Annotated in this window: 12 protein-coding genes and 1 pseudogene; 3 read left to right on the top strand and 10 right to left on the bottom strand. The window is 38.1% G+C overall.

The features are described from left to right. The first annotated feature begins 77 nt into the window (after nt 1–77). On the top strand, nt 78–1,457 hold the full coding sequence (locus AN161_RS00560) for an FAD-linked oxidase C-terminal domain-containing protein (RefSeq protein ID WP_053592428.1): 1,380 nt from the start codon (nt 78–80) through the stop codon (nt 1,455–1,457). Between the two features lie 101 nt (nt 1,458–1,558). After that, nucleotides 1,559–1,744 (top strand): annotated as a pseudogene (locus AN161_RS30410) (hypothetical protein); the annotation flags it as partial. 107 nt (nt 1,745–1,851) lie between these two features. On the opposite strand, the gene AN161_RS00555 reads toward AN161_RS30410, so the two are convergent. The 9 genes from AN161_RS00555 to argF all read right to left on the bottom strand — a co-directional run bounded on the left by AN161_RS00555 (nt 1,852) and on the right by argF (nt 9,791). After that, nucleotides 1,852–2,364 (bottom strand): GNAT family N-acetyltransferase, encoded by a 513-nt coding sequence (locus tag AN161_RS00555; RefSeq protein WP_053592427.1) that lies wholly within the window; start codon nt 2,362–2,364, stop codon nt 1,852–1,854. A gap of 27 nt (nt 2,365–2,391) precedes the next feature. Beyond that, nucleotides 2,392–3,099: an amino acid ABC transporter permease gene (locus tag AN161_RS00550; protein WP_053592426.1), complete on the bottom strand. Its 708-nt coding sequence runs from the start codon at nt 3,097–3,099 to the stop codon at nt 2,392–2,394. An 11-nt stretch (nt 3,100–3,110) separates the two neighbouring features. Further along, nucleotides 3,111–3,815: an amino acid ABC transporter permease gene (locus tag AN161_RS00545; RefSeq protein WP_053592425.1), complete on the bottom strand. Its 705-nt coding sequence runs from the start codon at nt 3,813–3,815 to the stop codon at nt 3,111–3,113. 26 nt (nt 3,816–3,841) lie between these two features. Continuing rightward, nucleotides 3,842–4,666, bottom strand: coding sequence for a transporter substrate-binding domain-containing protein (locus AN161_RS00540; RefSeq protein WP_053592424.1), 825 nt, complete (start codon nt 4,664–4,666; stop codon nt 3,842–3,844). A gap of 15 nt (nt 4,667–4,681) precedes the next feature. After that, nucleotides 4,682–4,954, bottom strand: coding sequence for a glutaredoxin family protein (locus tag AN161_RS00535; RefSeq protein ID WP_053592423.1), 273 nt, complete (start codon nt 4,952–4,954; stop codon nt 4,682–4,684). A 13-nt stretch (nt 4,955–4,967) separates the two neighbouring features. Continuing rightward, the gene (locus AN161_RS00530) at nt 4,968–5,981 is read right to left on the bottom strand and encodes an LLM class flavin-dependent oxidoreductase (RefSeq protein WP_053592422.1); all 1,014 of its coding nucleotides are present in this window, start codon (nt 5,979–5,981) and stop codon (nt 4,968–4,970) included. Between the two features lie 46 nt (nt 5,982–6,027). After that, a complete protein-coding gene (locus tag AN161_RS00525) occupies nt 6,028–7,356 on the bottom strand; it encodes an LLM class flavin-dependent oxidoreductase (RefSeq protein ID WP_053592421.1) in 1,329 nt (442 codons plus the stop codon). Nucleotides 7,357–7,542: 186 nt separating this feature from the next. Next, on the bottom strand, nt 7,543–8,442 hold the full coding sequence (locus AN161_RS00520; RefSeq protein ID WP_053592420.1) for a LysR family transcriptional regulator: 900 nt from the start codon (nt 8,440–8,442) through the stop codon (nt 7,543–7,545). A 383-nt stretch (nt 8,443–8,825) separates the two neighbouring features. Beyond that, complete coding sequence (gene argF / locus AN161_RS00515; protein ID WP_053592478.1) at nt 8,826–9,791, bottom strand: ornithine carbamoyltransferase; 966 nt, start codon at nt 9,789–9,791, stop codon at nt 8,826–8,828. Between the two features lie 573 nt (nt 9,792–10,364). Between argF and AN161_RS00510 the strand changes: the two genes are divergently transcribed. Continuing rightward, nucleotides 10,365–11,360, top strand: a complete 996-nt coding sequence (locus AN161_RS00510; protein WP_158002941.1) for a serine hydrolase domain-containing protein — start codon at nt 10,365–10,367, stop codon at nt 11,358–11,360. Nucleotides 11,361–11,506: 146 nt separating this feature from the next. Here the strand turns inward: AN161_RS00510 and AN161_RS00505 are convergent, their stop codons facing one another. Beyond that, the gene (locus AN161_RS00505) at nt 11,507–12,595 is read right to left on the bottom strand and encodes a M42 family metallopeptidase (protein ID WP_053592418.1); all 1,089 of its coding nucleotides are present in this window, start codon (nt 12,593–12,595) and stop codon (nt 11,507–11,509) included. Nucleotides 12,596–12,610: the final 15 nt, after the last annotated feature.

Here is a 12,610-nt window from a genome sequence, read left to right as displayed (position 1 = left end):
TTTTTATAGGCAGTTCATTCCATTTCCCATAAATGCATGATAAAGTTTAATTTATCAGAAAATTTGGAGGGATTGGAATGACTGTTGCTGTAGAATTAATAGTAAATCAACTAAAAAAGGTTTTATCTGAAGAACAGGTGTCAACAAACGAAACGATGCGACAGCTACATGGAAGGGACGAATCTCATCATGCAATGAGCTTACCAGATATCGTTGTCTTTCCTCGATCTACAGCCGATGTCAGTGCCATCTTGAAAATTGCGCATGCAGAACGTGTACCAGTCGTACCTTTTGGTGTTGGCTCAAGCTTGGAAGGAAATGCAATTCCTATTGCAAATGGGATTTCTATCGACTTCTCTGAAATGAATGCTATTTTAGAAATTCGACCAGATGACCTGCTAGTAAAAGTACAGCCAGGTGTAACACGTGCGCAATTGAATAAAGAATTAAAAAAACATGGACTTCAATTCACGGTTGATCCTGGCGCTGATGCTACACTTGGTGGAATGGCAGCGACAAATGCCAGCGGAACAACCGCAGTGCGCTATGGTGTTATGCGCGATCAAGTACGAGATCTAGAGGTTGTACTCGCAGACGGTTCAGTCATTCATACCGGTAACTTAGCAGCAAAATCTTCTTCTGGTTATCACTTGAATGGCCTTTTTGTTGGCTCTGAGGGTACGCTAGGTTGCTTTACAGAGTTAACTTTACAAGTCTATGGTATACCCGAATTTGTAACGGCGGGGCGTGCAGTCTTTGCGACAGTTGGCGATGCTGTCAGTGCAGTAACCGCATTGTTACAGGCGGGTATTTCAATAGGCCGTGTTGAACTGGTCGATGAAGCCTCTATCAAACAAGCAAATATTTATAATGAAACATCCTATGATGAAAAACCAACACTATTTTTAGAATTCCACGGAAATGAAGCAGGTATGCATGCTGATATAGAATTTGCTAAAGATATTTTTGAGGACTTTGGCTGTCTTTCTGTTGAATTTGAACAAGACAATGCAGCTCGTAATAAGCTCTGGGAGACGCGCCATTCATTGGCCTATGCATATATCCATGCCTACCCAGGGAAAAAGCTTATGTCGACTGATGTTTGTGTGCCGATTTCTATGCTTGCAGAATCCGTTTTATATGCTCGTGAACAGCTTGAGGAAGTTGGTCTTGCAGGCGGAATTGTTGGTCACGTTGGAGACGGTAACTTCCATGCCTTGCTAATGTTAGATCCAAAAGATGCTGAGGAGCAAGCAAAGGCGGACCGCTTCAATGAACATATTGTCCAATACGCCTTACTACGTGGTGGTACTTGTACTGGCGAACATGGTGTTGGTATTGGAAAAATGAAATATCAGTCTACAGAGCACGGAACATCTCTATTAGTGATGAAAAGCATCAAGGCAGCACTTGATCCACATAATATTATGAATCCCGGGAAAATTTTCAATATGTAATGTAGATAAAACACGATCTCGCCACGAAAGGTGAGACCGTGTTTCTTATTTGAGATTATCGACTGTTACGCTCCGTCCCTAATGCGCTTGGTATCATCAATGCAGATATTTTAGTATCGACGGAAGATGGTGGTGCAGTTTTATATGTTGACACTGCCTCTACTGGCGGAACATGGATCATAACAACATTAGATCCTGATTTCCATTTCGGCTCTTACTTTATGCCAGCAACTGAACGATTCCTTGAAGGTTTTTTCCCATACTTAGCCTATGGGAAAATTTCGTAAGCGCTAATTTAAGTGCAAATGCCATAGAAAAAGGACTAACAAATCCTTTTTCTATGGCATTTTTTAACAAGAAATTATACTAAATAGACACCGTACTCATGGTTTATTTATAAATCATAGCGGAAACTTTTTACAAGCTTATCTCCCTTATTAAACTCTTTAGATTCATCTCTTACGAAGCCCAGGGATAAATAAAGATTAATAGCGGCCTGCATAATATCACCTGAGTGCAAATATAATGCTTGATCCTGACGATTGCGTGCAAAGGCGAAGCTTTCGTGCAATAATTTTTTAGCAACACCTAGCCCTCTTCCTTTAGGATGCACGCCAAGTAAGCGCACAATGGTAGACTGTATGTTAAGCTCTGGTAAACCGTATGCTTTTTCAGCATCTGTAAATAATTGCAGTCCCCCTAAAATTTCATCGCCACGCTTTGCCACTAAAATTGTTTCTGCATTAGGATTACCAACAGATGCCCGAATATCATTTAAGTAGGAAGCCCAGTTCTCTGGGTTTTCATATTCTTTTTCATACTGTGCATAACTTTCTACTAGGACTTCTAAATACCTTGTATAGTCTTCCTCTTTCAAATGTTCAATCACTATTTCAGCTACTGTCATCGTCGATCCCCTTTCTATTTACTAAATTTAAATGCCGCCCTTGCTATAGGCAGTTACTCTTTTTTCAATACGATGTGCAAGCCATTCAACGATAGCTGAAACACTCCAATAAATTAAACCGACAGCGATAAATGCCTCCAGAAACTTTAAATTAATAGAAGCAACGATATTCGCAACTCCTGTTAACTCTTTAACTGAAAGGAAAAAGGCTAGTGACGTAGCATGTAAGAATCCAATAAAAACATTTGTGAAGTTAGGAATGGATTTACTAAATGCTTGGGGTAATATATAACGTCGCATCGCCTGTGAAAATGTTAAACCGACTGCATAAGCTGCCTCTAGCTGTCCCTTAGGTACACTTAAAATACCAGACCGAATTATTTCGGAGGCATAAGCTCCTGCACTTAGCGTCAAAGCCAAAATAACAAAAAATAAAATAGGGATAGAGCTTGATTGATACTCTATCTTTAAAGCCTTTGCAATAACATCAACCACAATTGGTATGCCAAAATAAACAAGCATAATGTGCATAATGATTGGTGTGCCTCTAAAAAAAGATACGTAAAAATTCAACATTGGTGCGAGAATTTTTATTTGTTGTATCCGAACAAAAGCAACTATTATGCCGATTAAAATGCCCAATATGACAGGTGTAACTGTCATAAACAAAGTTAACGGCAATACTTTACTAATTTCTATTAAAGCTTCAAAAATAAAAGCAAAATCTATTGTCATAGCATTTCCCCCTAGCTAGATGCAGCTTCCTTTGGCATATATCGATTAAGATACCGTTCATTTAGCTTTAATACCTTTTCTAACAGCATAACAATGACAAAATAAACGATGGACAGCGCCAAATATATCTCCAGCGCCCTTGTCGTAGAAGCAATAAGTGTTTCTCCACGCCCCACCATATCCATGACACCAATTGAAAATGCTAAAGAAGTATCCTTTAATGAATTAATCATCGTATTTGCCATATTGGGAAAGGCAACACGAATCGCCTGAGGGAGCACAATACGTAAAAAGGCCTGTATTCCACTTAATCCAACTGAATAAGCTGCCTCCATTTGTCCACGATCAACTGTTAAAATAGCCGCTCTAAAAATCTCAGCAAACGATGCAGCATTACTCAACGTATAAGTAATAATCACAAAATACATAGCATCCATTCTTGTTACATCAATATGCACAAGCTTTAATAATGCTGGTATACCATAAAACACTAAAAACAATTGCACTAAAATCGGCGTACCTCGAATAAACGAAATATAAATCGTTATGATTTGCTTCAGAACTGGTATGTGTAACAGCTTTGGAATGGCGATCACTATACCAAGCAGCATGCCAAAAAAAGTGGCAAACACTAAAATTTCGAGTGTTACTGGTAAATACTGAAGCAATATTGGAAGTACTTTTGCAATTAGCGTAAAGTCAAAGTCATTGGCCATACTTCCTTCTTCCCCTCCAGTTTCGTTTAGAAGTCCACCGTATAATCGTCACCTAACCATTTTTTACTTAGCTCACTAATGACACCTTCTGCCTTTAATTCTCGAATGGCATCATCAAGTCGCTCCTGTAAAACAACCTCGTCTTTATTTAATAAAAAGTAAACTTTTGAATTTAATAAAGCATCTCCAACAACCTTTTGCTGCGCTTTATTGCTTTCGTTATAATACTTCACTGCAAAGGGTGTTGTAATGATTGCATCGATACGACCTGTCGCAAGTTGGTTGTTAACATCGACTGAGCCAGATGAATACACAATATTAGCACCTAAGTTATGCTCCTTATTGTATTTTTCGATAAAGACAGCAGAGTTACTTGTTGGTGAAACACTAATATTCTTCCCCTTTACATCATCAATGGATTGAATATCATTGTTTTTTGCATTGACTGTTACCTTTAATGGGAATACATTATAAGGCTCTTTATTAAATAAGAATTTCTCCTCTCGCTCATCATTGATTTCCATTTGATGGGCAATAAAGTCAATTTTTCTTGTCTCTAAACTTAGTAATAGATTTGAAAATTCCATTGTTTTAAATTCAAATTCATATTCTGGTAGCTTGTCATCAATGGCGCGAACAAGCTCCACATCATAGCCAGTTAAATTTCCCTTGTCATCAATGAAGCAAATATTTGGAAATTGTGTACCTGTACCAACAATAATTTTTTGAACACCTTTTCCACCCTGTGCAGCATTATTTTCACTAGTATTCCCTTCGGACTTTTCCGTACTTGTACAAGCTGTTAAAAGTAAAACTAGCAACAATAGTAAATAAAACGATAATTTTTTCATAAAATCCCTCTCTTCTTAAGCATGCGACGGTATATCAACAGCAAGTGCTGCTTTTAAATGCTCCAGTCCTATTTCTGTTACTGCTTTAAAGACACCATTTGAGCCTATTTCGACAACCGGAACATAACGGACACCATATTTTACTTCAAGGATGTCACGGAATGCGTCATTATGTGTTATATCCACTGTTTTGTAAGAAATACCTTGTTGTTGTAAATACGTTTTCACTTCATCACAATAACTACAACCTTGCTTTGACCAAACAATTACATCTATGTTTTTTGCCATGTGCATTTCCTCCTTAGCTTACCGCTTCTTTTTGCTGTAAATGTAAATAGACTGGACTTAATAGCTCAAATGATCGTTCTCGTTCAAATTCCTTCAGTATAGGCGTATGCAAGATAAACTCATCAATTTGATAGCGCACATGATAGTCATCTAATATCGTTTTAATATCTTCTGGAGTACCATATAAAATATCTGCATCATACTGCTTCACCGTAAAAGTCTCTCCAGATTCCTGACCAAATTTCTCTGCTAACTCTACCGATTGTAAGGTTAGGCTTCTACCACTCGCTAAATGCACCTTCGTAATTTTTTGATCACCAATTAACTCTTTTGCTTCCTCTTTTGTAGGAGCTGCAAGTGCCGCGATGGAGACGGCAAAATGACCGTTTGGATGATGCGTGCGATAAGCTGTAGCTGCTTGAGCTAACACATCATTGTCACTATTAATAAATCGAGCAAAGACGAACGCAATGCCTAGCTTACCTGCAAGAGCGGCACTTTGTGGACTTGCCCCCAGTAAAAATAATGCAGGCTTTACCTTTGGAATCGGTGTTGCCTGTATTCCATATAACTCGTGTTCCGACGGTACGGTTTGGTCAATTAATTGCTGTAAAAATATTAATCTTTCCTCAAAATCTTCACCAATATTGAGCATGCCATATTGCAATGCCTTCGTAGAGAGGGGTAAACCGCCCGGTGCCTTTCCTATGCCTAAATCAACGCGCCCTGGCTCTAACGATGCGAGAACATGAAAATTTTCTGCTACTTTGTATGGGCTGTAGTGCTGTAGCATCACTCCACCCGACCCAATATTGATAGACTTTGTTTTAGCAAGGAGATAAGAAACTAATACCTCTGGAGATGACCCTGCTAATGTATCCGTATTATGGTGCTCTGACACCCAAAAACGTGTGTAGCCCAATTGCTCTGCTTTTTGAGCTAGAGTCACTGTTTTTTGTAAGGTCTGTTCGTTTGTTGCATCCTCAATAATAGGGCTTTGATCTAATATGCCTAATGAATAGCTCATATATTGCCTCCTTAATTACATTTATTCATATATATTTACTAGGTTTTCAGACGGACTGTTTGATATAACGGCTTTCTTTAAATGGTAAACCTAAGTTGCCACGTAATGTGTCTGCCTCATATTCTTCACGGTATAGCCCTCTTGTTTGTAAAATCGGCACAACCTTATCTACAAAATCCTCCAGTGCTCCAGGTACAGTAACACCTATAATAAAGCCATCAGCTGCCTCTTGCTCAAACCATTTCTGCACGAGGTCAGCAACATGCTCTGCTGTACCAAAGAATGCTGTTTTTGGGGTTGCCTCTCGTAAAGCAACTTGTCGCAATGTTAGCCCCTCTTGTTTGGCATATTTTTTAATATAATCGGTCGTACTTCTAAAGCTGTTTGCTCCAATATCACCAAGCTCTGGGAACGGTGCATCTACATCATATTGTGTAAAATCATGATGATCGAAATATCGACCAAGATAAGCAAGTGCACGTTCTATTGAAACGAGCTCAACGATTTCCTGATACTTTGCTTCAGCTTCCTCAAGCGTATCGCCAATAATCGGAGAGATTCCTGGGAAAATTTTCACTTCATCTGGATTGCGTCCAAATGCTTCAACCTCAGTCTTTAGCCTTTTATAAAATTTCTGTGACTCTTCTAGCGACGAACCATGTGTGAAAATGGCGTCTGCATCTTTTGCCGCTAATCGAATACCCGCATCTGAAGAACCCGCTTGGAAAATAACAGGCTGCCCCTGCTTAGAGCGTGCAATATTTAGCGGACCTTGAACTGAAAAATAGTTGCCCTGATGATTTAATGTGTGTAGCTTAGTTGAATCGAAAAATACATCATTTTCTACATCTGCAATGAAAGCATCATCTTCCCATGAATCCCACAATCCCCTTGCTACTTCTAAATATTCCTCAGCAATTTGATAGCGCTCTGCGTGACTAGGATGCTGCTCAATTGTTTTATTGTAGTTCAAGGCAGTGCTTTCTAATGGTGTCGTTACGACGTTCCATCCTGCACGGCCCCCGCTAATATGATCCAAAGAGGCAAATTGACGTGCCACTGTAAATGGTTCGCTATAGGAAGTTGATACAGTACCTACTAATCCAATATTTTTAGTTGCTACTGCTAACGCCGAAAGAATTGTTATTGGCTCGAAACGATTTAAAAAATGAGGAATCGATTTTTCATTGATGAACAAACCATCCGCAATAAAAGCAACATCAAACTTCCCCTGCTCTGCCTTTTGTGCCTGCTGAATATAAAACGGCAAGCTTACACTTTGATTGCTAGCCACCTTAGGATGACGCCAACTTGAAATATTACCACCTACACCATGAATAATAGCCCCGAATCGAATTTTGTCCTGTCTCACCATATTTGTTCCTCCTCAAATTTTATTTTTACTAAACATAGTGGTTAAGTATGTTTTATGTTTAAAAAAATATTTTATTTATAGGTACTCATAAATAAAATAGGATTGAGGAAGATAATACAGTTCATTTATACAGTTTGCAATAGGCTACATAATAGAAAAAAATTTATTAACTTATAAAAAATTTTATCAATTCAGATTTTCTTGAATGCTTTCAAACTGCACAGCTGTTTCTACTATTGTTTTCCAAAATGCTGGTGCCAGCGTCTCTTTATTTTTATACGTTAAAAAAATGTGTTGATTCATATCAAGTAAATGCTTAACATCAATCTCAACAAATTCCCCACTTTCAAGCTCCTTTTTTACACAGAGATGTGGTAAGAAGCTCATATATTCTTTCGTGCGGATAAATTCTTTCGCTACTTCTAAATGATCCGTTCGCACTTCAATATTTGCTGTTACGCCCTCTACCTCAAACATTTTATGCACATAATTCCAATCAAAAGCCCCACATTCAAAAAACACCATTTTCTGTTGTGCTAGTTCCTTTGCTTTAATTTGTTTTTGTTGTTTAAAGGGATGCTCGTGATGCATCACAAGTTTGACTGCATTACTTAGCAATAGCTCATTGCAAATTCCTTCTCTATGCACGTATTGAATAAGGCCGAGATGGATTTGATGACTTTGCAGCTTTTCTAAAATCACTGCTGTTGAACCTGTGATTATCTGAAAGCGCAAATGTGGAAAGTCATTCTTCCATTTAGGTAATGCGTACGCTAAAAAATATTGAGCTGTGACCCCGTTTGTCCCGATGCACACCTCATCAGACTCCTGCGTTTCCTCTAACTGCTTCTTTCCTTGCTGGAAGGTTTGTACAATCTGTGTCGCAAATGGTACAAAGTCTTTGCCTTTATCCGATAATATTACACTTCGCCCATCACGATGAAATAATTCAACATTTAGCTCTCGTTCCAATGATTTAATACGAGCCGTCACAGTTGGTTGAGATAAAAACAATGCATTTGCGGCCTTATGAATACTTTTATAATGCACTACATATAAAAATGCCTCGATATGGTCAATGTTCACCTGAAGCCCTCCCCGAATTACTTATTTATCCTATTATATAGATAATCGTTTTTATTCTCTATAAAAGATTGGAAAACTAGGTTTAAATTTTAATAATGTATCTGAATGAAAGTAAATACCCGCGAATGGCAACGCAACAAGAAAAAAAGTAACCTAGCGTCTCCCAGGTTACTTTCACTATGTAGCGATGTGGTCATCCACCTTGACAACATACATCGCGCGTGGTTTGCATCCCTCTGTCTGCGTACCACTGTTATGCTATTCACATTGACACCCCCTGTTGCCAATGTGAACTCTGTCTATATAATACTTCTCAAACCGAAAGCATATGCCCTAAAGTAAATTTGTGCTTGCTCTACGCAGAACAAATAAAGTTCATACTATTAAGCTAGAATTGATGCAAGCACCGCTTTTTGTGCATGAAGTCTATTTTCTGCTTGCTCAAAGATATAGGAATTTGGGCCATCAATAACAGATGACGCTACTTCTTCTTCACGATGAGCTGGTAAACAGTGCAGGAACATATAATTCGGTTTTGCGTATGCGACAAGTTCATCATTAATTTGATAATCTGCAAAGTCTTCTAGTCGTTTTGCAGCCTCCTCTTCTTGCCCCATCGACGTCCATACATCAGCGTACACTACATCCGCGTTTATAACCGCATCTATAGGATCGTTTGTAATTATAATAGTACTACCATTTGCTGCTGCGATAGCCTGCGCTTTTGCGATAACCTCTGCATCACATTCATAGCCAACTGGTGTCGCCACTGCCACGTTCATTCCTACATGTGCAGAAGCGACTACTAATGAGTGCGCCACGTTGTTGCCATCTCCAACATATGCAATTTTAAGTCCTTTTAGTTCACCTTTATTTTCAGCGATTGTTTCTAAATCCGCTAAGGCTTGGCATGGGTGATAAATATCCGTTAGTCCATTTATTACTGGTATAAATGCATGATCTGCTAGCTCCTTCACCATAGCATGAGAGTTCGCGCGAATCATAATACCATCTAAATAGCCTGATAACACATGTGCTGTATCATAAATCGATTCACCACGTCCAATCTGCAAATCACGCGCATGCATAAACATACCTTTTCCACCCAATTGATTCATGCCTACTTCAAATGAAATACGAGTACGAGTTGAATGTTTTTCAAAGATCATGCCGAGTGTCTTACCTTCTAGTAGCTTCGGACATTTCCCTTCTTTTGTAATTATTTTCAGCTGTGTCGCTAATTCAACTAACTGTTGAACCTCTTCACTTGTATAGTCTAGTAAGGTTAATAGGTCCTTACCTTTTAAGCTAGACACTAACTTTAACTGCACTTCTTCGAGTAATTTCATAGCCTTCGCTCCTTGTTTCGTTGCTGTTGAGTTTAGTATAACATGCATAAATATAAAATCAACTGAATTTTTATGTTTATTTTCGAAAATTATAATTTTATCTTTAAATGTGTCTGAGATGCGGATAATCGAATATTTATGCATATTTCATCTTCAATCGCATATTTAAGAGAATTGCACTATTGGTAATAATTAATATATATTAGGTATTCAGGTGGTAAAATATACGGATAAGGAATTGGTGCATCTTTTAAGTCCTCTTCAGACGAATGGTCCGTTCAAACTTATTAACAAAGTTAATGGATACATCCGCAGGCGCTGTTAGCCAATTAGTAAATTGGCTGGAGCAAGAAAAAGAACAATGATATAAAAAGGATCATAGAGAGGTTATTATATAGCTAGATGAACGAGGACATATTTATTTTCAAAAGCAGGAGGAAATTAAGCTTGCTATTATTTATAAAAAATTATACAAAGCTAGATTTGTTACAATTAAAGCACATACTTTTGAAATTACATTCTATTATTTCAATGGAGCAGGAAAAAATAAGTGTTCTTAATGGAGGAACTATTGTGGATTTACATGATTTAAAGAAGGACATATTTAAAATTGCTTTTCCCTATATAAAAACTCGTCCAAATGTTGCCTTATCCATTGGTATCATTTATCAAGGCCAAGAAGCTACTTTTACTTTCAGTGGCTCGGATTTTATGTTGGAAGAAAAGCCTTATATATATGAAGTTGGATCGATTTCTAAAGTTTTGACTACATCCATTTTAGGGGAAATGATTCAGGAGGGAAAAGTCCATGTAGAAGATTCCCTTGGTAAATATTTTTCCGCAATTCCAGACAATCATCCCGTCACACTCAAACGTTTAGCAAATCATACTTCTGGACTACCAGGAATAGGTGTGCTGAAGAACATTTACAATGTTTTTGACGCGCAAACACCTCGTGATCCTTTTTGTCAATATTCACTGAACGAAACTATACATTATTTTAAAACACACACCGACGAGCCAAAAGTTAAATTTAGATATTCTAACGTAGGAATGGGGCTTTTAGGATATATTTTAGCCAATACACTGCATACTGATTATGAAACAGCTATTAAACAAAGATTAACAGATCCTTTAGATATGCCAAATACATTTATCTCTATCCCTTCTGATCAAGCAGAGGCGGTATTGCAAGGCTACACGATCCTAGGACATAAAAAGCCCCCGCTCCAAATGAATGACTTTATGGCAGCAGGGGCAGTCCGTTCAACTGTTAATGATCTTTTAAAATTTATGAAAGTACATTTAAGTGATGAAAATTTAGGTTATACATTCACACACCAAGCTACTAATACTATGTCAAAAGATTTGAGCATTGGCTTAGGGTGGTTTCTTGAAGACAATATTATTTGGCATAACGGTTCAACAAAAGGCTTCTCTAGTTATTTAGGGTTTGATAAAACACGACAAACAGGCGTCGTTGTTTTATCAAATTATCGCTCTTCTATATTGGCGACAAACCCTGGGCAAATTGGGAAAGATATATTACAGCTTTTACAAGTTAAATAGATGCTTTATATAAATACACATTGAAATTCTTCACTTTTTATTTTTATCGAGCGATAATGTGAATTTATCGATAAAGATTTTGAATTTATCGACATAAAACAGCCCTCAAACATTTAAGATTGAGGGCTGTTTTAATTATAATATGCTTAGTCAAAAATAATTTTATTGACTGCATCACGGTCTAATTTTTTAATAACTTCCACCATTAATTTTACAGCGTTATCATAATCATCACGATGTAAAATACCTGCATGTGAGTGGATATAGCGTGTAGCAATACCGATTGATAGTGCTGGTATACCATTTGCTGTTACGTGGATAGAGCCAGCGTCTGTACCGCCACCAGCCATTGCCTCGAATTGATATGGAATATTGTGCTCATCAGCCACATCTAATACGAATTCACGTAAGCCACGGTGTGACACCATTGATGCATCGTAGACAACAATTTGTGGACCAGCGCCCATTTTACTAGTTGATTCTTTTGCAGTTACCCCTGGTGTGTCTCCTGCTACACCTACATCGACAGCAAAGCCAATGTCAGGTTGGATTTTATATGTAGCCGTTTTCGCACCACGAAGCCCAACTTCCTCTTGTACGTTCCCTACAGAATAAAGGATGTTAGGATGCTTTTCATTTTGCAATGCTTTCATCACATCTATTGCAATTGCACAACCAATGCGGTTATCCCATGCTTTTGCTAATAAGTACTTTTCGTTTTTCATCACATTAAATTCAAAATACGGTGTCACCATATCGCCAGGACGTACGCCCCATTCAAGCACATCTTCTTTTGAAGCCGCACCAACATCGATAAACATATCTTTAATGTCTACCACTTTGTTACGCACATCTGCTGGTAAAATATGAGGTGGCTTTGAACCAATAACCCCAATAATTTCATCACCTTTACGTGTTGTAATTGTTACACGCTGTGCAAGCATAACCTGGCTCCACCAACCGCCTACAGTTTGGAATTTGATAAACCCTTTGTCATCGATTTGAGTAACCATGAAGCCTACTTCATCTAAATGGCCTGCAACCATAATTTTAGGGCCATTTTCATCGCCAACCTTTTTAGCAATGACGCTACCTAAATTATCTGTTTCAACTACGTCTGCATATGGTCCAATGTACTTTTTCATAACCTCGCGTGGTGCACGTTCATTACCTGCAATACCATTCGCATCTGTTAAATCTTTAAACATTTGTAATGTTGAATCTAGCTGTGTCATCCTTTTGCCTCCTGA

The organism is Lysinibacillus sp. FJAT-14222 (assembly GCF_001278875.1).
In the GTDB taxonomy this organism is placed as follows: Bacteria; Bacillota; Bacilli; order Bacillales_A; family Planococcaceae; genus Lysinibacillus; species Lysinibacillus agricola.
This window is presented reverse-complemented; position numbering and strand designations above follow the sequence as displayed.